Here is a 25,117-nt window from a genome sequence, read left to right on the forward strand (position 1 = left end):
CCGGCTTGACCTGGTGCGCGCTCCAGCTCCTAGCGTCGGCGGGGTTCGTCAACCGTCGAGGCGCCGCCCGGCCCGCCGGGCAGGAGGAGCATCCGCACATGAGCACCCGAACCACGCTCGGCTCGTCCGGTTTCCACGTCAGCGCGATGGGCCTGGGGTGCATGGGGATGAGCGAGAGCTACGGCGCCGCCGATTGGGACGGCGGCCTGGCCACCGTCGACCGGGCACTGGAGCTGGGCGTCACGTTCCTGGACACCGCCGACGCCTACGGTGCCGGGCACAATGAGGTGCTGGTCGGCCGGGCCGTCCACGGCCGCCGGGAGCAGGTGCAGGTGGCGACGAAGTTCGGCATCGACCGCAGCGCCGGCGACCGGGCGCGCCGCATCCGCGGTGCCCGCGACTACGTGCTGCGCTCCTGCGACGCCTCGCTGCTGCGGCTGGGCGTCGACGTGATCGACCTGTACTACGCCCACCGCCCGCCCCAGGACGTGGAGATCGAGGAGACCGTCGGGGCGATGGCCGAGCTGGTCGAGGCGGGCAAGGTCCGTCATCTGGGCCTGTCCGAGGTCGACGGCGAGCTGCTGCGCCGGGCGCACGCGGTGCACCCGATCGCCGCGGTGCAGAGCGAGTACTCGCTGTGGACCCGCGACGTCGAGGCGGTCGTCCCGGTGATGGCCGAACTGGGCGTCGGGCTGGTGCCGTACTCGCCGCTGGGGCGGGGGTTCCTGACCGGCGCGCTGGACCGCTCCGCGCTGGGCGAGAAGGACTTCCGGCGCACCAATCCCCGGTTCGCCGGGGAGGCGGGCGAGGCCAACGAGAAGATCGCGCGGACCGTGCGCGAGGTGGCCGACCGGCTGGGCGCCACTCCGGCGCAGGTGGCGCTGGCGTGGGTGTACGCGCAGGCCGAACGGCTCGGGGTGGCGGTGGCGGCCATTCCGGGCACCCGCAGCCCGGTCCGGCTGGAGCAGAACGCGGCCGCGCTGGACCTCGTCTTGGACGCCGAGGCGCTGGCCGTGCTGGACCCGCTGAGCGACCAGGTGACGGGCGAGCGCTACCTCCCCGCGCACACCGCCGAGGTCGCCCGGGGTTAGCGCCAGCAGCCGGACCTGGTGCCGGACCGGGTCAGCTGGCCAGCCGCAGCACCGCGTCGGTGAACGGCGTCGGGCCGCCGCGGCGGAGCGGGCCCATCGCGACCAGCGGGGCGAGCGCCACGCACCACGCGCGCACCCGGTCGCCGTCCAGGTGCGGCAGTCGGGCGATGCCGTCCTCGACCGCGCCGCCGTCGGCCATCGGCAGCACCGCCCAGTCCACCGCGTCGAAGGCCGGGTCGCCGACGCACGGACGCGGGTCGATCGCGACCGCGCCGCGTTCCGGTCCGGCGTCCAGGACGTTGCCGGGATGCAGGTCGCCGTGCACGAGTGCGATCGGGCCGCTGGCGGCGAGTTTCTCCGCCCGGGCGAGGCCGGTGCGCAGCGCTTGCCGGGACAGGTGCGCTTCGGCCGGGGAACCGGCGAGGCGTTGCTCGGCGAGGCCGAACATGAACCGGACGCGTTCGAGCTGGGTCGGGAACGGTCCGGCGGCCGGGACGCCGTGGACGTCGGCCAGCAGTTCGCCGATCTGGTCCCACGGGACGTCCGCGCCGCGTTCGGTGAACGTGTCGCCGGGTTCGAGCCCTTCGAGCAGCACCGCGCCGTGGTCGAGGTCGGCGTCGAGGATCTGCACGACCCGCGACAGCCCGGCCCACGAGCCCAGCGCGGTCGCCTCCGCGGTCGCGATCGCGCGGTCCGGGCAGAGTTTGAGCACCTTCAGCACGCCCTCGCCGTCGCGGCAGAGCAGGGTGCGGCCGGTGTTGCCGGGCCGGGCTTCGGACACCGTGAGGCCCCACCGGCGGCAGAGCCGGTCGACGAGGGTGGGCAGCGCGTCGCACCACGCTTGTGCGGCCGGGCCGAAGCGGTCGACGAGCCGGGCGCGGGCGTCCTCGTCCAGCAGGGCGTTCTCGGTGTTCTCCATCGAGGCCGCCATCAGAACAGCGGCCAGGGGATCGCGCGCCAGTCGTCGCCGGGCTCGGGGAACACCGCCTCGGCGAGCAGATAGTCGGTGCGCTGCGAGAGCGCCCGGATCTCGAACGCGGTCAGGTGTTCGCCGAGTTCCGCGCCGAGGCGGCCGTCGAGGTCCGCGCGGAGTTTCCGCAGTTTCTCGACCGCGTCCCCGGGCAGTTCCTCGCCGATCCAGCCCCACAGCACGGTGCGCAGCTTCGGGTCGGTGTGCAGGCAGATGCCGTGGTCGACGCCGTAGACGCGGCCGTCGGTCCCGGCGAGCAGGTGCCCGCCCTTGCGGTCGGTGTTGTTGACGACGATGTCGAGGACCGCCAGTTCGCGCAGGTCCGGGTGGTCGGCGTGGACGAGCACCGCCGGTTCGCCGAGCCGGTCGTGCGCGTGCAGCACGGTGCGCCAGCCCTCGGGGACCTCGTCGGGCGCGCAGACGTCGACCACTTCGGTTTCCTCGTCGGTCTCGACCCACAGCTGGACCATGCCGGGCCCGAACGGGCCGTCGCGCAGCACGGTCGGCGGGATCGCGCCGAGGCCGCAGGCGTCGGAGATCATCGCGGTGGCGACCTCGCGGCCGGCGAGGGTGCCGTCCGGGAAGTCCCACAGCGGCCGCTCCCCCGACACCGGCTTGTACACGACGCGGCCGGTGACGCCGTCGAGTTCGATCGCGCAGAACAGCGTCACGTTGGAGGCGTCGACCAGCCTGCCCTCGACGTCGATGCGGCCGCGGGACACGAAATCGCGGGCGGCGGGGTCAGCAGGCCCTGGCGCGGTGCTCGCCACGGCCGCCCTCAGTCCTCGGTCACGTCGACGTCGCGCCGGTACCCGTTCTGCCGCGGGCAGATGTGCCCGGCCGGGTCGAGCGGTTCGCCGCACAGCGGGCACGGCTTGCGGCCGGCGTTCACGACGCGGTCGGCGCGTTCGGCGAAGGCGCGGGCGGCGACCGGGGTGAGGAACACGCGGACCGCGTCCGGGCCCTCCTCGGTGTCGTCGAGCACGACCGTCTCGTCGATTTCGCCCTCGGTGATCGCGAGCAGTTCGACCACGACCGCGCCGGAGTCGGCGTCCCAGCCGAGCCCCATCGTGCCGACCCGGAACTCCTCCTCGACGGGCACCGTGAGCGGGTCCACGTCGACCTCGTCGTCCGGGGCGTGGCTGGGCACGTCGGCGCCGAACCGGCTGGCGACCTCCTCCAGGAGCGACCCGAGCCGCTCCGCGAGGACGACGACCTGCTGTTTTTCGATCGTGACGCTGATCGTCCGCACGTCCTCCGTCGCCTGGAGGTAGAAGGTGCGGTCGCCGGGCTCGCCGACCGTGCCGGCCACGAACCGGTCGGGCTTGCGGAAGACGTGGATTACGCGTGACATAGCGTCTTCGACCCTAGGCCACGGACGCATGATCGGCATCCGCCGCCCCGGGTTCAGCGGAGTTCGCGCGCGATTCCTGCGCGGTGCGTGCGGATCCGGACACGCAGCGGATCCTCGTTAGGCTTTCCGCGTGCCTCGCATCTCTCCTCATGGAACCTGGACCTCTCCTGTCACGGCGGCCGGCGCGGCGGCGGCCGGCGGCGGCGCGCAATGGCTCGCCGCGGTCGACGGCGCGCTCTGGTGGGCGGAGGCGCGGCCTGCCGAAGGCGGTCGCGTCGCGCTCGTGCGCGCGCTTCCCGGCGGCGGCGTCGAGGACGTGCTGCCCGCGCCGTGGAACGTCCGGAACCGGGTGCACGAGTACGGCGGGCGGCCGTGGCTCGCGGTCGGCGGCGTGGTGGTGTTCACGCATTGGGCCGATCAGCGGGTGTACGCGTGGAAGGACGGCGAGGCCACCGCGTTGACGCCGGAACCGGCCACGCCGCAGGGCGTCCGGTACGGCGACCTCCGGCCCGGACGCGAGGGCGAGGTGTGGGCGGTCCGCGAGCGCAGCACCGGGCCGCGGCGCACGGACATCTCCCGCGAGCTGGTCGCGATCCCGCTGGACGGCTCCGCCGAACGGGTGCTCGTCGAGGGGCACCGGTTCTTCACCGCGCCGCAGCTGTCGCCGGACGGCGCGCACGCCGCGTGGCTCGCGTGGGACCACCCGGCGATGCCGTGGGACGGGACCGAGCTGTTCGTCGCGCCGGTGGCGGCCGACGGGTCGTTCGGGGAAGCGCGCGTGCTCGCGGGCGGGCCGGAGGTCGCGGTGTGCCAGGTGGCGTGGGAGTCCGCGGATCAGCTGCTCGTGCTGGCCGATCCGGACGGCTGGTGGAACCTGCACCGGGTCGGGCTCGACGGTGCGACGGTCAATCTCGCGCCGGTGCAGCGCGAGCTGGGCGGGCCGATGTGGAAGCTGGGAGCGAGCTGGTTCACCCCGCTTGGTGGCGGGAAGCACGCGGTCCTCGACTCCGGCAAGCTGGCGATTCTCGACGAGGGCGACGGTTCGGTCACGCGCGTCGACACCGAGCTGACCGTGTGGTCGTCGAGCGGGCTGGTCGCGACGGACGACGGGATCGCCGGGATCGCGGGCGGGCCCCGGCACGAGAGCGCGGTCGTGGTGCTGGATCCGGACACCGCGAAGTGGCGCGCGCTGACTCCGCAGCCGGACTCGCTGCCGCCCGCGGAGTACCTGCCGGTGCCGCAGGAGCGCGTGTTCACCGGGCCGGACGGCGCGGAGATCCCGGCGTACGTGTTCCCGCCGACGAACCCGGACTTCGCCGCGCCGGAAGGCGAACTGCCGCCGTACGTGGTGCACGTCCACGGCGGGCCGACCGGGCACAGCGACGAATCGCTCGACCTGGAGTTCGCGTACTTCACCAGCCGCGGCATCGGCGTCGTCGCGGTGAACTACGGCGGTTCCACCGGGTACGGGCGGGCGTTCCGCGAGCGGCTGCGGGAGCAGTGGGGCGTGGTGGACGTGCGCGACTGCGCGGCGGTCGCCGAAGCCCTGGTGGCGGAAGGGGTCGCCGACCGGGCCCGGCTGGGCATCCGCGGCGGCAGCGCGGGCGGGTTCACCTCGGCCGCGTCGATCACCATGACCCGCACCTACGCGGCGGCGACGGTGAAGTTCCCGATCCTCGACTTCGCCGGCTGGACCGGCGAGGGCGGCGAGACGCACGACTTCGAATCGCAGTACCTGGTCAGCATGGTCGGCCCGTATCCCGAGGCGGCCGAGCGGTACCGGGAGCGCTCGCCGATGACGCACGTGGGGTCGCTGGCCGGGCCGGTGCTGTTCCTGCAAGGCCTGGAGGACGAGATCTGCCCGCCGGAGCAGGCCGACCGGTTCGTCTCGGAAATCGACGGCAGCGGGATCCCGCACGCGTACCTGCGGTTCGAGGGCGAGCAGCACGGTTTCCGGAAGGCCGAGACGATCGTCGCCGCGCTGGAGGCGGAGCTTTCCTTCTACGGCCAGGTGTTCGGCTTCGAGACGCCGGACGTGCCGCGGCTGGAGCTGTCCCGGTGAGGCCCGCCAGACTCTCCGCCGGGGACACGGTCGCTCTTGTCGCGCCGTCCGGGCCGGTGCCGCAGGACCTGCTCGACGCCGCGTTGCCGGTGCTGCGCGAGTGGGGCGTGAAGGTGCGGATCGGCGCGGGGGTGCGGGCTTCGGGCGGGTCGTATCTGTCGGCCCCGGACAAGGCGCGGGCGGCGGAGTTCACCGAGGCGTGGCTGGACCCGGAGGTCCGGTGCGTCCTGGCGGCGCGCGGCGGCTACGGGGCGCAGCGGATGCTCGATCTGGTGGACTGGGCGGCGTTGCGGGCGGCCGGGCCGAAGGTGCTCGCCGGGTCGAGCGACGTGACCGCGCTGCACCGGGCCGTCCACACGCATTTGGATCTCGCGACGCTGCTTTCGCCGATGCCGGCGAGCGTGCTGTTCGACGAGGACGCGTCGGAACACCTGCGGCGGACGTTGTTCGAGCCGGACCACACGCGGGTGCTGCGGGCGCGCGAGCCGGACGTGGTGGTGCCCGGTCGTGCGCTGGGCGTGCTGGTGGGCGGGAACCTGTCGCTGCTCGCGTCTGGGGTCGGCACGGCTGAGCAGGGCTCCGCGCGCGGCGGGATCGTGCTGCTGGAGGACGTGACCGAGAGCCCCTACCGGATCGACCGGATGGTGACGCAGCTGCTGCGTTCCGGCTGGTTCGACGGCGCGCGCGGGGTGGTGCTGGGTTCGTGGGCCGCGTGCGGCGACCCGGCGGAGGTCCGCGAGCTGCTGGCGGAACGGTTGTCGCCGCTCGGGGTGCCGGTGCTGAGCGGGTTCGGCTTCGGGCACGTGGCGGGGTCGCCGACGCTGCCGCTCGGGGTCTCCGCCTCGCTCGACACCGAACTGGCCACGCTGACCCTCGACTCCCCCGCGCTGGACTGAGTCCTCATGCGACTGTCCACTGTGGAAACCCGGGCACGCTTCGCGGCGGCGCGGGTGGCTCGGCTGGCCACAGTGGACAGTCGCGGGGTCCCGCATCTGGTGCCGGTGACGTTCGCGGTGCGCGACGACGCGGTCGTGTTCGCGGTCGATCACAAACCCAAGACCACGACGTCGCTGCGGCGGCTGGCGAACATCGCGGAGAACCCGGCGGTGTCGTTCCTGGTCGACGAGTACGACGAGGACTGGTCGCGGTTGTGGTGGGCCCGCGCGGACGGCGTGGCGCGGGTCGTCTCCGACGATTCGCGGGCTCCGTATGTCGAGTGGTTGGCAGCGAAGTATCCGCAGTACGCGGAGCGGCCGCCGGAGCACGCGGTGGTGGTCACCGAGGTGCGGACCTGGCGGGGCTGGACGGGCTCGTAACGCCGGACCGGGGTCCGGCGATCTTTCTCCCGAAATGGGGAGGATCATGCGTGTTTCGCTTGCGGTGACCGGTCTTGTCCTGCTGCTCGCGGGATGCGCCGCGGAAACTCCGGCAGCGGCTCCGAGTTCTGCTCCGCCGTCGAGTTCGGCCCCGGCCTCCAGCTCCCCTCCGGCTTCCTCGGCTCCGGTCGCCAAGGACCTCACCAAGTACTTGCCCAGCGAGGAGCAGCTCTCCGCGGCGGGCGCCCGGCGGCAGCAGGATCGCCTGCCGTACGTAGTCGGCCCCAACACTCCGCTGCGCCTTGTGCGGGCGTGCGATGCGGACCAGCCGTGGGATTCGGCCGCGTACAACGGCGCGCAGGCGATCTCGGTGACCGACAAGGCGCAGGTCCACCAGTTGCTCGCCCAGTACCAGGGCTACTCCGGCGAGCAGGTGGTATCCGGCCTCGGCAAGGCGCTCGACTGTGGGAAGGCCGTGGTCGAGGGCGAGCAGCTGGCCGTGAAGACGCGGTTTTCGGTCCCCGGCGTCGCCGACCCGCAACTCGGGTTCTGCGGCCAGTTCCGCTCGGTCCGGGTGGCCGCGTGCGTGCTGGTGCTCGCGCACGGGGACCGCGCCCTGGCAGTCACCTCGATCGGCTGGCGCGCCAACATCGCGGAACACCAAGCCGAGCTGAAGCGGCTGGCTCCGGCCTTCGTCGCGGCGTTCGACCAGGTTTGACGGGACGGGCGTGCGGAAGGGGATCTTGCTGCTGGCGGGGCTGCTGCTGTGCCTCGCGGGCTGCGCGAGCCGGATTGCGCCGACGTCGTCTTCGGGCGACGATCTCATCCGGTATCTGCCGGACGAAAAAGCGCTGGGCGACGCAGGTGTCCAGCAGAAGCAGGCTCGTTCGTCCTTCGCCGTCAAGTGGATCACGCCGCTGCACGTCGTGGCACCGTGCGAGGGCAAGCAGCCGTGGGAATCCGCACTGCGCACCAACACGCAGGCCACCGCCACCGCCGGTGAGCTGAACGTCTGGCAATTGGCGGCTGCATACGAGGGCTATTCCGGCGAACAGATGGTCACCGTCCTCGACGGGGCGCTGAGCTGCGGCGCGAACGCCTCCTCGACCACCCGATTCTCCATCCCGGGCCTCGCCGACCGGCAGCTCGGATTCTGCCGCCGGTTCCGGGAGCCGAGGTTGTCCGCTTGCGTCCTGGTGCTCGCCCGCGGCGACCGGCTGCTCGCGGTCCGGACCGACAGCACCAGCGCGGAAGCGGCGGCACTGCAAGCGAAACTGAGGCAGCTGGCTCCGACCTTCGTCGTGGCGTTCGACCGGGACTGACGGATCTGGGACAACCGCGCCCGCCGCTGGTGGGGCGAGCACTACCAGCTGTGCCCGGACGACTTGATCGACGCGCTCAACAGCGGTGCGGACCGCGCGACCCTCACCGCGCTGATCAATCGGTACCGAGGGCTCAAGCGGTGAGTTCAGCGGGTCTGCGCCGGGTCGCTGAAATATCCGGTCCGCCGCAGAAGCGCGTTCTGCCACCGGATATCCAAGTCAGGGCAGGCGGCCGGAGCGCCTGGAGCCTCTCGCGGCACCGAGGCGACCAGTTCGGTCCTGCGCCCGGCGGACGAAACTCCGGCCTGCGATGCGGATATGCATCGCGGCGATGTCCGCGGTCGTGGTCGAACTGCCGCGCGGGATGCGGGTCAACGCGGTCAGCCCGCCGCTGACCGGCGATTCCGTGGACGGGGATGCGGCCGGTCCCGATGGACGAAGTGGTGCCGCACTACCTGCACTGCGTCGAAGCGACCTCACCAGGACGGTCGTCCGGGCCCGTGCTTGACCGGGTTCGGAAAGGGTCTTACCTTTGACCCGCCAGACATCGGATGTACTGCGCCGCCGGCCGATGTGCCCCTTCTCCGTGCCCGGAAAGGACACTGCAAGATGCCGGAATCCCCTGGTTTTCCGCGCCGGACGGCGCTGCGCACGATCGTCGGCTCGGCGCTCGCCGTGCCGTTCTTGACCGGTCCCCTGGCTTACGGCGCGAATGCCGCGAGTCCGTTGTGGCATCCCGATCCGGTGAAGGACGGGCTGAAGGCGTTCGAGGGCGTCGAGGCTGATCGCGGCGGGCTGCATCCGGGCCGGAAGTACGTGGTGGTGGAGGGAAATCACTACCGGTTCAACATCTGGCGCGACGACCGCGACACCACCGGCGGCGGGGATCGGCAGCGGACCGAGACGAAGGGCATGGTGCAGAACGGTTCCGTGCTGAAGATGCACGACGGCGAGACGTGGTCGCTGTCGTACGAGATGTTCGTCCCGGCGAGCCTGCACGGGACGAGCCGGTTCACGCACATCTTCCAGACCAAGACCCCGGCGACGAACGACGGTCCGTGGGTGACGCTGGACCTGGTCCGCGACGGCGGGGTCGAGATGATTTCCGCTCGCGCGTACGCGAATCCGGGGTCGCCGTCGATCGCGGCGGCGAAGCTGGCTCCGTTGCGGGACAAGTGGATCACGGTCGAGTGGACGCTCACTCCGGGTGACGCGGGCGCGGCGGCGTGCGTGATCCGCAACGGCGCGGGCCCGGGGGCGCCGATCGCCGCGCAGGGGCGCGAGACCGGGGTGAAGCTGCCGGATCAGGGCGACTACGTGCAGCCGAAGTGGGGCATCTACCGGTCGGTGGAGAGCGACCCGGCGGACATTCTCGACACGTACCTGCTGTTCCGGAACTACCGCGCGGCCCGCGCGTAAGCCGAAAAGCGGTGGTCCCGGCGCGGGACCACCGCCTCCGGAGCGCTCAGGAGGATTTGGCGGGGAGGAATTCCTCGTCCTTCGGCTTCTTCCGCCACGCGGCGACGAGGCCGAGCGGGTCGGGGCGCAGCAGGGACGCGGCCGAGTAGAGGCTGACCACGACGACGATCGCGATGAACCACCAGTCGTAGAGCGCCTGCTCCCCCGTCGGGTAGTACACGAGCGTCACGAACACCGAGATCGCGACGATCGCCGACAGGTTCCGCCGTTCCCACGGGAACGCGGAGATCAGCACGAAGCCCCAGGTGAGGTACCACGGCAGGGTCGGCGGCATGAGGATCGCGACGGCCAGCAGCGTGATCGCGGCCCGGTAGACGGCTTCCTTGCCGCCGCCGCGGGCGAGCCACCACTGGCGGATGCCGAACACGACGAGGCCGACCATCGCGATGGCGCGGGCGACGGTGACGAACGGCGAGGGCTGGACGTTGGCGATGAGGTGGACGAGGTTGTAGACGGCCTCGCCGATGCCGCTGGGGAAGTTCAGCCAGTTGGTGATGAGCTGCGGGGCCTTGAGGCCGGACCACCAGCCGAGGTTGAGCGAGCCGAGCGAGACCCAGGTGCCGACGACGAACACCGGCAGGAACAGCCCGACCGCGGCGGCTCCGGCCTTGAAGAAGTTCTTCGTCTTCGACGGGCCGGCCATGTCGGCGGCCCACATCCAGACCATGAACGGCAGCGCGACGGCGGCGGTCGGCTTGATCAGCATGCCGACGGTGACGAGCACGACCGCGACGACGTGCTTGCGCTCGAGCGCGGCGAGCATGCCGATGGTGAGGAAGCCGAGCATCATCAGGTCGTTGTGCGGGCCGCCGAAGAGGTGGATGACCATCATCGGGCTGGCGACCGCGACCCACAGCGCGACCGGGAGCTTCCCGCCGAGGTGCTTGACCAGGCGGGGCAGCGCCCACAGGGTCATGCCGAGGCCGACGAGGAGGACGAGCCGGGTGAGGATGACGCCGGCGATCATGTGGTCCTGGGTGATCGCGACGATGCCCTTGGAGATCAGCAGGAACAGCGGCCCGTACGGGGCGGGCGTGGTCTGCCACAGCGGGTGCACGTTCTGCACGACGTTCGGCAGCACGGGCAGTTCTGCGGGGCCGTTGGCGTACGGGTCGAGCCCGTAGAGCAGCTGCGCGCCCTGGCCGAGGTAGGAGAAGACGTCGCGGGTGAACAGCGGCGGCGACACGAGCAGCGGGGCCATCCAGCACAGCGCGGCGATGAGGATCGGCTTGCTGCCGATGCGTCCGGCGAGCGCGTAGCGGCCGAGCCGGACCCACGCCCACACGACCAGGCCGAAGCCGGTGTAGAGCAGGGCGTTGGCGAGGGCGCGGCCGTGGCCGTAGCGGACCCAGGACAACGGGCCGTGGCCGAGGACGGGGTCGCGGATGAGGATGCCGCCGGCGCCGAGCGCGGCGAGCATGAGGAGGGCGCTGCCGACCGTGCCCATGGCGATGGTCCGGTACGGGAAGCGCGCGGGCGTCAGGAACTGCCGGCCGAGGGCGCCGGCGTTCGGCTGCGCGTCGTCGATAGTAGTGGCCATTTCGATCCAGAAGATTACCGGGTGCAGTCGGCTGGCCCCGCACGGGCTCCGGGCGCGCCCGGTTCGGCGCGCGCCCGGAACGGGCCGCGGTCAGCGGTCGGCCGCGGTCCGCTGCGCGGTGCCCCCGGGGAGCGCCGCGAGCAGCGACTTCGTGTACTCGTGGTGCGGGTCGAGCAGGACTTGTTCGACGGTACCGGTTTCGACGAGCTCGCCGCGGTACATCACCGCGACCCGGTCGGCGATGTTCCAGGCCAGGCCCAGGTCGTGGGTGATGACGAGCGCGGAGAGGCCGAGCCGGCGGCGCAGCCGGAGCAGCAGCGCGAGGATTTCGCCGCGCACCGACGCGTCCAGCGAGGCCACCGGTTCGTCGGCGAGCAGCAGCGACGGTTCGAGCGCGAGCGCTCCGGCGATGACGACGCGCTGGCGCTGGCCGCCGGACAGTTCGTGCGGGAGCCGGTCGAGGTATTTCTCCGGCGGGCGCAGTTCGGCGGATTCGAGCGCGTCGAGCACGATGTCGCGTTCGTTCGGCAGGCCGTGGATGCGGGGCCCTTCGGCGACCGCCTCGTACACGCTGTGGGCCGGGTTGAGCGCGCTCGTCGGGTCCTGGAGCACGAGCTGGACTTCCCGCCGGTACGCGCGCAGCCCGGCCCCGCCCGAGGGCACCGGTTTGCCCGCGTAGCGGACCGTGCCGGAGTCGGGTTTCTGCAGGCCGAGCAGCGTGCGGGCGAGGGTGGTCTTGCCCGAGCCGGACTGGCCGACCAGCGCGACGATCTCGTCCCGGCGGACCTCGAGGTCCACCCCGTTGACGGCGTGGATCCGCTTGCCCTTGCGGTCACGGAACGTGACGTGCAGGTCCTCGGCGGCGAGCAGCGGCGCACCGTCCGCGCCGGCGCGTTCCTCCGGTTCCGGCGGCAGCGGCGTCGCGGTGGCCGGGGCGTAGCGCGAGACCGGGTCGCCGACCGTCGGGAACGCGGCGGCGAGCGCTTTGCTGTGTTCGTGCCGCGGCGAGGACATCAGCTCGGCGCTGGGCCGTTCCTCGACGAGTTCGCCGTCGTACATCACCGCGATGCGTTCGCAGGTGGCGGCGAGCACGGACAGGTCGTGGCTGATCATGACCAGCCCGATGCCGCGTTCGGCGACGAGTTTCGACAGCACGGACAGCACCTGGGCCTGCACGATGACGTCGAGTGCGGTGGTGGGTTCGTCGGCGATGACCAGCCGGCGGGTTCGCACGCCCAGGGCCCATCGCGATCATCACGCGCTGTTTCTGGCCGCCGGACAGTTCGTGCGGGTACGCGCTCGCCCGCGAGCGGGGCAGGTCGACCTGTTCGAGCAGTTCGGTCACCCGCGCCTGCACCTGCGCTTCGGACCGGGCGGCGCCCTCGGGCGCGTGCAGCCGGATGGGTTCGGCGATCTGCTCGCCGACGCGGCGGACCGGGTTGAGCGCGTGCATCGCGCCCTGGAACACGACCGACGCCTCGGCCCAGCGGACCGCGCGCAGCCGTCCCCAGCGCATGGCGTTGACGTCCTCGCCGTCGAGCAGGACCTCGCCGGTGATCTTCGCGCTGCGAGGCAGGAGCCGGAGCACGCTCATCGCGACGGTGGACTTGCCGGAGCCGGACTCCCCCGCGACGCCGAGCGTGCCGCCCGCGTCGAGGCGCAGGTCGACGCCGCGGACCGCGGGGACGTCGCCGCCGCCGGTGCGGTAGGTGACGCCGAGGTTTTTCAGTTCGAGCAGCGCGGTCACGAGTGCCGTCCTTTGAGCCGCGGGTTCAGCACGGTTTCGAGGCCGCGGCCGACGAGGGTGAACATCAGGACGACGGCCACGATCGCGAGGCCCGGCGGGAGCAGGTTCCACCAGGCGCCGCGGGTGACCGCGCCGTTGTTGAGGGCGGTTTCGAGCATCGCGCCCCAGGAGATCGCGGTGGGGTCGCCGACGCCGAGGAACGACAGGGTGGCGTCGGCGATGACCGCGTTGCCGACCACGAGCGTGGTGTTGGCGAGCACGAGCGGGGCGACGCCGGGCAGCACGTGTTTCGCGATCACGTGCAGGTGGCCGCCGCCGAGCGCGCGGGCGCGTTCGATGTAGGGGCGGCTTTCGATGGTGAGGGTCTGGGCGCGGACCAGCCGGGCGGTGCTCGGCCAGGCGGTGACGCCGATGGCGAGCACGATGGTCCAGATCCCGCGCGGCAGCACGGCCGACAACGCGATCGCGAGCACCAGCGACGGCAGCACGAGGAAGAAGTCGGTGAACCGCAACAGGATCGCCGACACCCAGCCGCCGAAGTGCGCGGCGGCGATGCCGATCAGGGTGCCGATGAACACGCTGAGCACGGTGGCGCAGAACCCGACGAGCAGGGAGATCCTGGTGCCCCACAACGTCATCAGCAGCACCGAGCGGCCGTCGATGTCGGTGCCGAGCCAGAACTGGCCGTCCGGCGGGCTGAGCGGTTTGCCGGTGACGCGGGTGACGTCGAGGCCGCTCGGGTCGCTGATTACCGGCAGCAGGAGGGCGAGCAGCACGGTGAGCGCGAGCAGGACCAGCCCGGCGAGCGCGGCTTTCTGCGTCGCGAACTCGTGCCAGGTGCGGGCGATTCCGGCGCGGCGGCGGCGCCACGCGATCGCGCGGGCGCTTTCGGCCGGGGTTCCGGTGGCGGCGGTCATGCGGTACGCACCCTCGGGTCGAGCACGCGGTAGAGCAGCTCCGCGAACAGGTTCATCAGGACGACAGCGCTGGCGAGGACGATGAAAACCCCTTGCAGCACCGGCAGATCCGGGCCGTGCAGCGCGTCGTAGGTGAGCTGGCCGAGCCCGGGCCAGCTGAACACCGCTTCGACGGTGACGGCGCCGGCGACCACCATGCCGAACTGCATGAAGATCAGCGTCACGGTGGGCAGCAGCGCGTTCGGGACCGCGTGCCGGCGCCGGACGAGGTCGTCGCGCAGGCCTTTCGCGCGGGCGGTGGTGAGGTAGTCGGCGTTCATTTCGCCGAGCAGCGACGAGCGCATCACCAGCATGTACTGCGCGTAGAACACCGCGAGCAGCGTCAGGCACGGCAGGAACAGGTGGTGCAGCACGTCGAGGCTCTGGGCGAAGAACCCGGGACCGGCGTCGGGCGAGTGCATGCCCCGGCTCGGGAACAGGCCGTTGGCCGCGACGAGCAGCAGCAGGCCGAGCCAGAACTGCGGGACCGCCCAGAGGGTCAGCGCGATGCCGGTCTGCGCGCGGTCGAAGAAGCTGTCGCGCTTCCACGCCGCGCGGACGCCGAGCCACAGCCCGAGCGCGACGGCCAGGATCGTCGCGCTGCCGACGAGCAGCACGGTCGGCCACAGCCGTTCGCCGATCATGTCCAGCACCGGGCGGCGTTCGATGTAGGACTCGCCGAAGTCGCCTTGGAAAAGGCCGGCGAAGTAGTGCCCGAACTGCGTGAGGATCGGCTTGTCGATGCCGAGTTTTTCGCGCAGCTCGGCGATCTGGCCGGGGTCGGTGGGGCGTTCGCGGGCCATGAACGCGACCGGGTCGCCCGGCAGCAGCCGGAAGAGGAAGAACCCGAGGACGATCACCAGGAACACGCTGGCGGCCGCCTCGGCGATCTTCGTGAGGACGAACCGGAGGGTCCCGGTCCCGCCTCGGTGCTCGTCGGGGTCGGCGAGCACCGAGGCCTGGTCGGGCGCGAGGGCTTGGCTCACCCGCGGTTCCCCCTTCGCTGGACGGTCCGGCGGTCGGGCAAGCGGTCGCCAGGGCAGAGACCGGGCTCGCGCGCGGGAGCGGGCGACTGGCACAGCATGAGGCTCACTCCCGGTCGTCGGCGGACTTGCCGCGGCGGGACAGCGCGACGCCGCCGCCCACGAGCACGACGAGCACCACCGCGCCGACGACGATCCACACGGTCGAACCGGAGCCGCTGTCCGAAGAAGCCGCCGAGGCGTCGGCCGGGACCGCGCCGTACACGCCCCAGTAGGCGGTCTGCTCGAGGATCGAACCCTCGGGCTGCGGCTGCTTGCCGAACGAGGAGAACTTGTCGGAGCGGTAGGCCTCGAGCACGTTGTCGTAGTCGTAGACGACGTTTACGGCCTGGGAGTACAGCCGCGCCTGGGCCTGCTTGACGTAGCCGGCGCGGACGGCCGGGTCGGTTTCGGCGAGCTGCTTGGCGTAGAGCGCGTCGTACTGCGGGTCGCAGAAGAACGTGTCGGTCGTGCCGCCCTTGCCCTCGGCGTTCGGCCGCGCGGCGCAGGTGTGCAGGGCCAGCGAGTAGTCCGGGTCCGGGTTGTTGGCGTAGCCGGAAATCGCGAGGTCGTAGTTGCCCGCGTTGGTGCGGTCGTTCAGCTCGTCGTCGGAGACGAGTTCCTGTTTCACCGAGATGCCGATATCGTGCAGCCAGCCGGTGAGGTACTGCGCGAGGCGCTGGTCCTGTGCGCGGTTCGCGTGCCCGGTGAGGCGCAGTTCGAGACGCGCGCCGCCGGGCGCGGTGCGGACGCCGTCCTGGCCCTTCGGGTAGCCGGCCGCGTCGAGCGCGGCGTTGGCGGCGGCGAGGTCGAACTTGCGCGCCTCCCCCGGAGCCGGATCCCAGTGGTAGGCCGAGTAGATCGGCGGGATCACGCCGCCGCCGGGCTGGGCGTAGCCGCCGGCGACCTTGTCCACGATGGTCTTGATGTCGACCGACTGCGCGATCGCCTGGCGCACCCGGATGTCCTTGAGCACCGGGTTGCCGTTGCCGATCGGCTTGTTCTCGGAGTTCTCGACGCCGAAGTTGAGGTTGAGCGCGTTGTAGCGGCGGCCGGGAGCCTTGTTCAGCTCGATGTTCGGCTGGCCCTTGAGCGCGTCGTACTGGGTCGGGGTGAGCCGGTTGATCACGTCGACCTCGCCCTGCTTGAGGGCGTTCACCGCGGCTTCGACGTCCTTGAACACCAGCAGCTGCAGTTCGTCGACCTTGGGCGCGCCGCGCCAGTAGTTCTTGTTGGCCTTGAACTTGACGTACTCGTTCTGCTTGTACTCGGTGATCTGGTACGGCCCGTCGTCGACGCCGACGACCGGGACGGTGTCGGTCTTCGGGTCGCTGAGGTCCTTGATCTGAGACCACACGTGTTCGGGCACGATCGGGACGTCGAGCAGGGTCATCGACGACTGCACGGTCTTCGTCTTGATCACCAGCGTGGCGTCGTCCGGCGCGGCCACCGATTCGAAGCTCGCGACGTAGTTGCCGTTCGCGGTGCGCGCGGTGGAGTCGGTGAGCATCCGGTTGAAGGTGAACGCGGCGTCCTTCGCGGTGACCGGCTGCCCGTCGGACCACTTCGCGCCCTGGCGGATCTTGAACGTCCAGGTCAGCTTGTCCGGCGACGTCGTCCACGATTCGGCGAGCGCCGGCGCGGCCTCGGCCTTGTCCTCCGACGGGATCGTCAGGAACTCGTAGATGAACCGGCCCACCTGGGTCGACGCGGCGAGCCCGGCGGTGAACGGGTTCAAGTGGTCGATACCAGTGGTCAGCGCGACCCGCAGCACCTTCGGCTGCCCCTGCTGCTGTACCGCCTGTGCCGTCGGCGCGGCCGGCAGCGGCAGAATCGCCAGCGTTCCTGCCGTCACGACACCGAAAACGCGGCGCAACCCGTGCCGCTTGTGCTTATTTCGCACTTGAGAACCACCCCATCGTCAATCCCCGACCCCAGAGACGAAAAGTAACCACATACCGCGGGAAGCGCGCAATATGTGACGGCGCCGGTGCGTGTCCGATCGTTATGGTCGCGGCGGCGATCACTAGAGTGCCGGGCATGCGGATCCTGATCTCGGCCGACATGGAAGGCGCCACGGGGGTCACCTGGACCGACGACGTCGTGCCCGGGAGCCCGCAGTGGCAGCGGTTCCGGGGCATGTTCACCGGCGACGTCAACGCGGTCCTGGCCGGCCTGTACGCGGCGGGCGCGACCGACGTGCTCGTCAACGAGGCGCACTCGTCGCAGCGCAACCTGCTGCTGGAAGACCTCGACGAACGCGCGCGGATGCTGACCGGGCGGCACAAGCCGCTGTCGATGATGCAGGGCATCGATTCCGGTGTGGACGGTGTGGTGTTCCTCGGCTACCACGCCGGGGCCGGGTTCGACGGTGTCCTGTCGCACACGTACCTGGAAAACCAGATCACCGGCGTGTGGCTGGACGACGTGCCGGCGAGCGAGGGCAGGCTGAACGCGGCGATGGCCGGCGAGTACGGCGTGCCGGTGCTGCTGGTCAGCGGCGACGACCAGACCTGCGAGGACGCGCGCGACTACGCGCCGGACGCGGAACTGGTGCAGGTCAAGGAATGCGTGAGCCGGTACGCGGCGATCTGCCTTCCGCCCGCGCGCACCGCGCAGCTGCTGGAAACCGGCGCGCGCGAGGCGATGGGCCGCGCCGGGCGGACCGAGCGGACTCCGGGGCGGCACCGGATCGAGGTCGAGTTCGACGCGAGCCATCTGGCGCAGGCGACGGCGGTCATCCCGACCGTGGAGCAGACCGGGACGCGCCGCGTCGCGTTCGAGGCGCCGAGCATGACCGAAGCGATGAAAGCGTTCAAGGTGGTCACGGCCATCGCGGCAGGGGCGGTGCAGGGCATTTATGGCTGAGATCGACGTTGTTTCGCTGTGCGCGGACCTGATCCGGTTCGACACCACCAACTACGGCGGCGGGGAGGCGGCGGGCGAACGGCTCGCCGCCGAGTACGTCGCCGAATTCCTTGACCGGCACGGGGTTCCTTCGCGGATCCTGGAGCCCGAGCTCCAGCGGTCGAACGTCGTCGCGCGGATCCCGGGCGCCGATCCGGCGCTGCCCGCGCTGCTCGTGCAGGGGCATCTCGACGTGGTGCCCGCCCGCGCCGCCGATTGGTCTGTACCGCCGTTTTCCGGCGAGGTGCGCGACGGGTTCCTGTGGGGCCGCGGCGCGGTCGACATGAAGGATTTCTGTGCGATGGTGCTGGCCGCCGTCGCCTCCGGGCTTCAGCCGCGGCGGGATCTCGTGCTGGCATTCGTCGCCGACGAGGAGGACCGCGGCGACTACGGCGCGCACTGGCTGGTCAAGGAGCACGCGGACCTGTTCGAGGGCTGCGCGGCGGCAATCAGCGAATCCGGCGGGTACAGCTATCACGTGCCCGCCGCGGACGGCCGGAAAACGCGGCTGTATCCGGTGGCCACGGCCGAGCGCGGCACCGCGCACCTGCGGCTCACCGCGACCGGGCGGGCCGGGCACGGGTCGCGGCCGAACGCGGAGAACGCGGTCGTGCGGCTGGTCGGGGCGTTGCAGCGGATCGCGGATCACCGCTGGCCGGTGCAGCTGACGCCGACCGTGCGCGCGTTCCTGGAACGGACCGGCGCGGCGCTCGGGGTGCCCGTGGACCTCTCGTCGGGCGACGCGGTCGACGAAACCGTGGCGCGGCTGGGCGCGGCCGGGTCGCTGGTGGTGCCGACGGTGCGCAACAGCACCACGCCGACGATGCTCGACGCCGGGTACAAGGTGAACGTGATCCCGTCGACGGCCACCGCGCAGGTCGACGTGCGGGTGCTGCCGGGGACCGAGGACGAGCTGTTCGCGGTGCTGGATTCGCTGCTGGGCGAGGGAGTCACGCGGGAGTTCGTGGCGCATCAGCCGCCGGTGCAGGCTCCGGTCGATTCGCCGTGGTTCGACGCGATGGCCGGCGCGCTGCGGGCGGAGGACCCGGAAGCGGTCGTGGTGCCGTACTGCATGGGCGGCGGGACGGACGCGAAGGCGTTCAGCCAGCTGGGGATGGCGTGCTACGGCTTCGCTCCCCTGGCGCTGCCGGAAGGCTTCCCGTACCGGGCGATGGCGCACGGCGTGGACGAACGGGTGCCGGTGGAGGGGCTGCGGTTCGGGACGCGGGTGCTGACGCGGTTCCTCGAGTCCTGCTGAGCGGTCAGGCGCGGACGCGCCGGATCGTCGCCAGCCAGGCGGGGAGCCCGTCCGGGGCGAACCTGGCGACGATCCGGCTGTCTCGCACGGTTTCCAGCTGCCAGCCGGTTTCGCGCCGGAACGGGGCTTCGAGCTCGGTGCGCGCGACCGGATGCGGTCCGGCGTCCCCGTCGGTTTCGCGGAAGCACAGGACATGCAGTCTCGCGCCCGGTTCGGTGACGGACGCGAGACTGGCGACGTAGGCCTGGCGTTCCTGGGCGTCGAAGGTGTGGAAGAGCCCGCAGTCGAGGACCGTGTCGAAGGTTCGGTCCAAAGTGGACAGACGGAACGCGTCTCCGACCGCGAACTCGGCCGCTATCCCTCGTCGGCGGGCTTTCTCTTGTGCTTGCGCCACGGCGGTTTCCGCGACGTCGATGCCCACAATGGACAGTCCGGACGCGGCGAGGTGCAGCGCGTTCTCGCCGGTGCCGCATCCGGCGTCGAGGACCGTCCCGCGGAACGCGCCCTCGGCGGCGAGTTCGACGATCGCCGGTTGCGGGCGGCCGAGGTCCCACGGGGCCGGACCGTCCTGATAGGACTCGTCCCACGGACGCCCGGCTGCGCGTTCGTGGCTCGTCGCGAGACGGTCCTCGGGCATCAGCGGGTGAACTCCGCCCACCAGCGGCTGTCGTCGCGGACTCGTTCCAGCGAGGTGAGGGTGACGCCGTCGCGGGCGAAGGATTCGACCTCGGCTTTGCTGAGCGGCCACGGCGGTCCGGACCAGGTGTCGAGGTCGATGCTTTCCTCGGCGACCGCGCCGACGACGAGCGTTCCGCCCGGGGCGACGAATCCGGAGACCGACGCGATGGCCGGGTCGTGGACGTCTTTGGGCATCGACTGGACGGTCATGATCTCCACGACCAGGTCGAAGGCGTAGTGGAACTCTGCGGGCGGGGTGAGCAGGTCCGCGGTGCGGTAGGAGACGACGGTGTCCGGGAAGCGGTTGAGCACGGCTTTGATCGCGCTGGGCGACACGTCGAAGGCGGACGTCTCGTACCCGGCGGCGGCGAGGAGTTCGGCGTCGTCGGCCATGCCGCAGCCGACGACCAGCGCGCGGCGCCCGTCGCCGGGCCGTCCGTCGATCCAGGCGGCGAGTTCCGGCGAGGGCTCGCCGCGGTACCACGGCAGGACGGCCTCGCCCGCTTCCGCCGCGGCGTAGAGGGGCTCGAACCACCCGGTGGGGTCGCCGTTGGCGAGGGCGAGTCCGGCCCGGCGGCGGGCGTCCTCGTCGGGATCGATGGCGTCGTCTGGCATGGACTCCGTTATACCCGCCGGGCCGGTGCGCCGGTGCGCTCGACCGGCCGAACCCGGACGTTTCCGGCTCCGCGCCGCGCGCCCTCCGTCCTGCCCGAAGCGCCCCAATGTGGCATTGGGTGCGCTCACCGCAACCAATGTGGCATTGGGTGCATCTGACGCACCCAATGCCACATTGGGGTTTCTCGGCACACGCAAGGTTCTCGCCTCGGCTGCGCCGGGCTGGGCCGGGCCGAGTGCGAAGCTAAGTGGCCCGGTTAAGCCGTCGGTGCTCTGCTCGCCATGGCGAGGGCCGCCGCGCACAGCGCGCCGCGGAGGGCGGTGGGCGGGTGCGGCCACCCGGTTGCCGTAGCGGGACGGCCGGGGGTTGTCCGTTTCCGGTCAGGATTCCGGGGCGGTCTTGACATCGATGTCACCCGCGCGTTGAGCTTCCGGGGCCCCGGGACGTCCGTTGTCCCGGGCCCCCGATCCCCTGACGAACTGGGAGCAATGATGCCCCGAAGCGCCAGACCGTTGCACGCCGTGCTCGCCGCGGCGGTGGCGGCGGCGGGCCTGGTCGTCCTGCCCGCCGCGGCCGGTGCCGCGCCGGGCGAGGCCGCCCCGCCGGACTTCGTTTCTTCGTTCGAGCCGAACGATCCGCAACCGATCCAGGACGCTGTCGACACCGATGCCGCCGGGAAGCCGCGGGCTTCGGGCGTCGACGGCGCCAACGGCACCGCGATTCCCGGCGACATCCGGGGCAAGGTCACCGACATCAGCGCGACCAGCGAGAACACCGGCGGCGGCGAGGTCGCCGCGAACCTGGTCGACGGCAGCACCGGCACGAAGTGGCTGTCGTGGGACCCGACCGCGTCGGTGACGTTCACCCTTTCCGCGCCGACGTCGATCACGCATTACGCGATCAGCTCGGCCAACGACTTCCCCGGCCGCGACCCGCGGGACTGGACGCTGCAGGGCTCGAACGACGCGCAGCAGTGGACGGATCTGGACAAGCAGACCGGGCAGTCGTTCGCCAACCGGTTCCAGCAGAACGACTACAAGCTGGCCGCGCCGAGCGCCGCGTACACCTACTACCGGCTGAATGTCACGCGCAACAACGGCGACAGCATCATGCAGATGTCCGAGCTGCTGCTGGCCAACGACGATCCGGCCCCGCCGCCGCTGCCGAACATGCGCAGCGTGGTCGATTCCGGGCCGACGTCGGGCTACACCAGCAAGAACCGGGTCGGGTTCACCGGCAAGAAGGCGTTCCGGTACTCGGGCAGCCATACCAAGGCCGGGCACGGCTACTCCTACAACAAGGTCTACGACGTCGACCTGCCGGTGACCGCGACAACCGAGCTGTCGTACAAGGTGCAGCCGCAGTTCGTCGAGGGCGACCTGAAGTACCCGAGCACGAACGTCGCGGTCGACCTGGACTTCACCGACGGCACGCATCTGCGCGATCTCGGCGCGACCGACCAGTACGGGTTCCCGCTGACGCCGGAGGGCCAGGGCGCGAGCAAGGTCCTGTACGCGAACCAGTGGAACCTGGTGCGTTCGGCGATCGGGCGGGTCGCGGCGGGCAAGACGATCGACCGGATCGCGATCGGCTACGACAACCCGAACGGCCCGGCGCAGTTCGCGGGCTGGCTGGACGATCTGAAGATCTCCGCGACGCCGACGCCGCCGGCCAGCGCGCGGCCCAGCGACAACGTGCTCACCACGCGCGGCACGATGGCGAACGGCACGTTCTCCCGGGGCAACAACTTCCCGGCGACCGCGGTGCCGCACGGCTTCAACTTCTGGACTCCGGTGACCGACGCGGGTTCGGCGAGCTGGCTGTACAACTACCACTCGCAGAACAACGCGGACAATCTCCCGCAGTTGCAGGCGTTCAGCGTGAGCCACGAGCCGAGCCCGTGGATGGGCGACCGGCAGAGCTTCCAGGTGATGCCGTCGGCCGCGAGCGGGGTGCCGGACGCGAACCGCGACAAGCGGGCGCTGCCGTTCACGCACGACAACGAGGTGGCGCGGGCGCATTACTACGGCGTCACGTTCCAGAACGGGATCAAGACCGAGATCGCGCCGGCCGACCACGCGGCGATGATGCGGTTCTCCTTCCCGGGCACTGACTCCAGCCTGATCTTCGACAACGTCAACAACTCCGGCGGGCTCACGCTCGACCCGGCGAACGGCACGCTCAGCGGGTACTCCGACGCCAAGAGCGGCCTGTCCGCGGGCGCCGGGCGGATGTTCGTCTACGCGACGTTCGACAAGCCCGTCACGACCGGCGGGAAGCTGACCGGGCAGAACCGGGACAACGTGACCGGCTACCTCCGGTTCGCCGCGGGCGCGGACAAGACAGTGACGATGCGGATCGCGACGTCGCTGATCAGCGTGGACCAGGCGAAGAAGAACCTGGAGCAGGAGATCGCCCCGAACGCCGGGTTCGACCAGATGCGGGACGCGGCGCAGCAGGCCTGGGACAAGCAGCTCGGCGTGATCGAGGTGCAGGGCGCGTCGAAGGACCAGCTGGAGACGCTGTACTCCAACCTGTACCGGTTGTTCCTGTACCCGAACGAAGGTTTCGAGAACGTCGGCACGAAGGAAGCGCCGAAGTACCAGTACGCGAGCCCGGTGTCGCCGAAGACCGGCGCCGACACCGCGACGCAGACCGGGTCGAAGGTCGTTGACGGGCAGACGTATGTCAACAACGGCTTCTGGGACACCTACCGGACCACCTGGCCGGCTTACTCGCTGCTCACGCCGGACATGGCGGGCAAGATGGTGGACGGGTTCGTGCAGCAGTACCGCGACGGCGGCTGGATCGCGCGCTGGTCCTCCCCCGGTTACGCGGACCTGATGACCGGCACGAGCTCGGACGTCGCGTTCGCCGACGCCTACCAGAAGGGCGTGACGAACTTCGACGTCAAGTCGGCCTACGACGCGGCGCTGAAGAACGCGACGGTGACGCCGCCGAACTCGGCGGTCGGCCGCAAGGGTCTGGACCAGTCGATCTTCCTCGGCTACACGCCGAATTCGACCGGCGAGGGCTTCTCGTGGGCGATCGAGGGCTACGTCAACGACTTCGGCATCGCGAACTTGTCGAAGAAGATGTACGACCAGGCCAAGGCGGACGATCCGCGCAAGGCGGAGTACCTGGAGAACTACCAGTACTTCACCAGCCGGGCGCAGCAGTACGTGAACCTGTTCGACCCGAGCACCGGGTTCTTCCAGGGCAAGGACGCGAGCGGGAAGTTCACGAAGGCCAAGGCCGACTACGACCCGCGCCAGTGGGGCGGGGACTACACCGAGACCGACGGCTGGAACATGGCCTTCACCGTGCCGCAGGACGGGCACGGGCTGGCGAATCTCTACGGCGGCAAGGAGAAGCTGGGCGCCAAGCTCGACGCGTTCTTCGCCGACCAGGAGACCGCGAACTTCCCGGGCAGCTACGGCGGCACGATCCACGAGATGCGGGAGGCGCGGGACGTGCGGATGGGCCAGTACGGCCACTCCAACCAGCCTTCGCACCACATCCTCTACATGTACGACTACGCGGGCCAGCCGGCGAAGACGCAGGCGAAGGTGCGCGAAGCGGTGTCGCGGCTGTACACCGGCAGCGAGTTGGGCCAGGGCTATCCGGGCGACGAGGACAACGGCGAGATGTCCGCGTGGTACGTGTTCAGCTCGCTGGGCTTCTACCCGCTGCAGATGGGCAGCCCGAACTATGCGATCGGATCGCCGCTGTTCACCAAGGCGACCGTGCACCTGCCCGGCGGGGACCTGGTGATCAACGCGCCGAAGAACTCGGCGAAGAACGTCTACGTGCAGGGCCTGAAGGTCAACGGGAAGAACTGGACGTCGACGTCGCTGCCGCACGACGTGCTCGCCCACGGCGCCACGCTCGACTTCGACATGGGCCCGAACCCGTCGGCGTGGGGCACCGGCCCGAACGACGCGCCGAAGTCGATCACCACCGGCGACGCGGTGCCGACGCCGCTGCACGACGAGACCGGGCCGGGGCTGGGCACGCTGTCCACTTCGGACGGTTCGGACGCGTCGGCGTTGCTGGACAACACCTCGCGCACGCAGGCGAAGGTGACCGGGGCGGTGCAGTACCAGCTGAAGTCGACGGACGAGGCGGTCACGCACTACACGTTCACCTCCGGCACCGGTGCGGGCGATGCGAAGAGCTGGACGCTGAAGGGCTCGTACGACGGGAAGAACTGGGCGGTCGCCGACCAGCAGACCGACCAGTCGTTCCCGTGGCGGCAGCAGACCCGAGCGTTCGCGGTGAAGAACCCGGCGCATTACGCCTACTACCGGCTCGAGATCACCGCGACCACCGGCGGTCCGGCGACGCTGGCGGAGTTCGAACTGCTGGGCCGTCCGGACGCGTCGTGCACGAAGACGCTGACCGGCGTGCAGAACGGTCCGCTGACCGTGTCGAGCGGCGTGGTGTGCCTGAACGGCGCGACGGTATCGGGTCCGGTGAACGTGGCGCGCGGCGCTTCGCTGATCGTGCGCGGCGGGCAGATCACCGGTCCGGTAGCGGCGGACGGGGCGGCGCAGGTGGTGCTGAACCGGACGAAGGTGTCCGGTCCGGTGTCGATCACCGGCAGCACCGGCCCGGTGTCGATCGAGCTGACCGACATCTCCGGCCCGGTCAACCTGAACGGCAACCAGGGACCGCTGATCACGAGTAGCACGGTGGGCGGGCCGCTGGCCTGCACGGGCAACTCCCCCGCCCCGACTGATCACGACCTCGCCAACACGGTCCGCGGCCCGTCCGCGGGACAGTGCGCGACGCTCTGA

The 25,117-nt window shown here is 71.0% G+C and carries 21 protein-coding genes; 10 read left to right on the top strand and 11 right to left on the bottom strand.

Annotated elements, in window-relative coordinates; genetic code table 11:
• Positions 1 to 98: 98 nt before the first annotated feature.
• Positions 99 to 1,091, top strand: a complete 993-nt coding sequence (locus SSMG_RS19210) for an aldo/keto reductase (protein ID WP_009078611.1) — start codon at positions 99 to 101, stop codon at positions 1,089 to 1,091.
• A gap of 31 nt (positions 1,092 to 1,122) precedes the next feature.
• Here SSMG_RS19210 and SSMG_RS19215 read toward each other — a convergent pair whose 3' ends face one another.
• The 3 genes from SSMG_RS19215 to SSMG_RS19225 are packed head-to-tail and all read right to left on the bottom strand — an operon-like array spanning position 1,123 to position 3,415.
• The gene (locus SSMG_RS19215) at positions 1,123 to 2,010 is read right to left on the bottom strand and encodes a phosphotransferase (RefSeq protein ID WP_037717515.1); all 888 of its coding nucleotides are present in this window, start codon (positions 2,008 to 2,010) and stop codon (positions 1,123 to 1,125) included.
• 11 nt (positions 2,011 to 2,021) lie between these two features.
• The gene (locus tag SSMG_RS19220) at positions 2,022 to 2,831 is read right to left on the bottom strand and encodes an SCO1664 family protein (RefSeq protein ID WP_009078614.1); all 810 of its coding nucleotides are present in this window, start codon (positions 2,829 to 2,831) and stop codon (positions 2,022 to 2,024) included.
• Between the two features lie 8 nt (positions 2,832 to 2,839).
• Positions 2,840 to 3,415, bottom strand: a complete 576-nt coding sequence (locus SSMG_RS19225; protein WP_009078616.1) for a DUF3090 domain-containing protein — start codon at positions 3,413 to 3,415, stop codon at positions 2,840 to 2,842.
• A gap of 130 nt (positions 3,416 to 3,545) precedes the next feature.
• On the opposite strand from SSMG_RS19225, the gene SSMG_RS19230 reads away from it, so the two are divergent.
• From SSMG_RS19230 to SSMG_RS19255, 6 genes are all read left to right on the top strand, one after another.
• Positions 3,546 to 5,477: a prolyl oligopeptidase family serine peptidase gene (locus SSMG_RS19230; protein ID WP_009078618.1), complete on the top strand. Its 1,932-nt coding sequence runs from the start codon at positions 3,546 to 3,548 to the stop codon at positions 5,475 to 5,477.
• Positions 5,474 to 6,373 (top strand): LD-carboxypeptidase, encoded by a 900-nt coding sequence (locus SSMG_RS19235; protein WP_009078619.1) that lies wholly within the window; start codon positions 5,474 to 5,476, stop codon positions 6,371 to 6,373. Before SSMG_RS19230 ends, SSMG_RS19235 begins: the two co-directional genes overlap by 4 nt.
• Before the next feature lie 6 nt (positions 6,374 to 6,379).
• Positions 6,380 to 6,793, top strand: a complete 414-nt coding sequence (locus tag SSMG_RS19240) for a TIGR03668 family PPOX class F420-dependent oxidoreductase (protein ID WP_009078620.1) — start codon at positions 6,380 to 6,382, stop codon at positions 6,791 to 6,793.
• 46 nt (positions 6,794 to 6,839) lie between these two features.
• On the top strand, positions 6,840 to 7,511 hold the full coding sequence (locus SSMG_RS19245) for a hypothetical protein (protein WP_158688051.1): 672 nt from the start codon (positions 6,840 to 6,842) through the stop codon (positions 7,509 to 7,511).
• Between the two features lie 10 nt (positions 7,512 to 7,521).
• Entirely contained in the window at positions 7,522 to 8,115 is a 594-nt protein-coding gene (locus SSMG_RS19250; RefSeq protein ID WP_009078623.1) for a hypothetical protein, read from the top strand.
• Positions 8,116 to 8,724: 609 nt separating this feature from the next.
• A complete protein-coding gene (locus tag SSMG_RS19255) occupies positions 8,725 to 9,534 on the top strand; it encodes a hypothetical protein (protein ID WP_037714199.1) in 810 nt (269 codons plus the stop codon).
• Between the two features lie 46 nt (positions 9,535 to 9,580).
• On the opposite strand, the gene mptB is transcribed toward SSMG_RS19255, so the two are convergent.
• From mptB to SSMG_RS19280, 6 genes are all read right to left on the bottom strand, one after another.
• Positions 9,581 to 11,134: a polyprenol phosphomannose-dependent alpha 1,6 mannosyltransferase MptB gene (gene mptB, locus SSMG_RS19260; RefSeq protein WP_009078627.1), complete on the bottom strand. Its 1,554-nt coding sequence runs from the start codon at positions 11,132 to 11,134 to the stop codon at positions 9,581 to 9,583.
• 90 nt (positions 11,135 to 11,224) lie between these two features.
• On the bottom strand, positions 11,225 to 12,049 hold the full coding sequence (locus tag SSMG_RS46250; RefSeq protein ID WP_286157057.1) for an ABC transporter ATP-binding protein: 825 nt from the start codon (positions 12,047 to 12,049) through the stop codon (positions 11,225 to 11,227).
• Positions 11,967 to 12,992, bottom strand: coding sequence for an ATP-binding cassette domain-containing protein (locus tag SSMG_RS47005; RefSeq protein WP_353611763.1), 1,026 nt, complete (start codon positions 12,990 to 12,992; stop codon positions 11,967 to 11,969). The genes SSMG_RS46250 and SSMG_RS47005 overlap by 83 nt, the downstream gene beginning before the upstream one ends.
• On the bottom strand, positions 12,878 to 13,798 hold the full coding sequence (locus tag SSMG_RS19270; RefSeq protein WP_009078633.1) for an ABC transporter permease: 921 nt from the start codon (positions 13,796 to 13,798) through the stop codon (positions 12,878 to 12,880). The genes SSMG_RS47005 and SSMG_RS19270 overlap by 115 nt, the downstream gene beginning before the upstream one ends.
• A complete protein-coding gene (locus SSMG_RS19275; protein WP_037714203.1) occupies positions 13,795 to 14,823 on the bottom strand; it encodes an ABC transporter permease in 1,029 nt (342 codons plus the stop codon). The genes SSMG_RS19270 and SSMG_RS19275 overlap by 4 nt, the downstream gene beginning before the upstream one ends.
• 103 nt (positions 14,824 to 14,926) lie before the next feature.
• Positions 14,927 to 16,762 (bottom strand): ABC transporter substrate-binding protein, encoded by a 1,836-nt coding sequence (locus SSMG_RS19280; protein ID WP_199785934.1) that lies wholly within the window; start codon positions 16,760 to 16,762, stop codon positions 14,927 to 14,929.
• 137 nt (positions 16,763 to 16,899) lie between these two features.
• Between SSMG_RS19280 and SSMG_RS19285 the strand changes: the two genes are divergently transcribed.
• A complete protein-coding gene (locus SSMG_RS19285) occupies positions 16,900 to 17,727 on the top strand; it encodes a M55 family metallopeptidase (RefSeq protein WP_009078638.1) in 828 nt (275 codons plus the stop codon).
• Positions 17,720 to 19,024, top strand: a complete 1,305-nt coding sequence (locus SSMG_RS19290; protein WP_009078640.1) for a M20/M25/M40 family metallo-hydrolase — start codon at positions 17,720 to 17,722, stop codon at positions 19,022 to 19,024. Before SSMG_RS19285 ends, SSMG_RS19290 begins: the two co-directional genes overlap by 8 nt.
• Before the next feature lie 4 nt (positions 19,025 to 19,028).
• On the opposite strand, the gene SSMG_RS19295 is transcribed toward SSMG_RS19290, so the two are convergent.
• Positions 19,029 to 19,661, bottom strand: a complete 633-nt coding sequence (locus tag SSMG_RS19295; RefSeq protein ID WP_009078641.1) for a methyltransferase domain-containing protein — start codon at positions 19,659 to 19,661, stop codon at positions 19,029 to 19,031.
• Entirely contained in the window at positions 19,661 to 20,317 is a 657-nt protein-coding gene (locus SSMG_RS19300; RefSeq protein WP_009078643.1) for a bifunctional 2-polyprenyl-6-hydroxyphenol methylase/3-demethylubiquinol 3-O-methyltransferase UbiG, read from the bottom strand. Before SSMG_RS19300 ends, SSMG_RS19295 begins: the two co-directional genes overlap by 1 nt.
• A gap of 492 nt (positions 20,318 to 20,809) precedes the next feature.
• Between SSMG_RS19300 and SSMG_RS19305 the strand changes: the two genes are divergently transcribed.
• A complete protein-coding gene (locus tag SSMG_RS19305; protein ID WP_037717520.1) occupies positions 20,810 to 25,117 on the top strand; it encodes a GH92 family glycosyl hydrolase in 4,308 nt (1,435 codons plus the stop codon).

The sequence above is a fragment of the Streptomyces sp. AA4 genome, from assembly GCF_000158875.1.
GTDB lineage: Bacteria > Actinomycetota > Actinomycetes > Mycobacteriales > Pseudonocardiaceae > Amycolatopsis.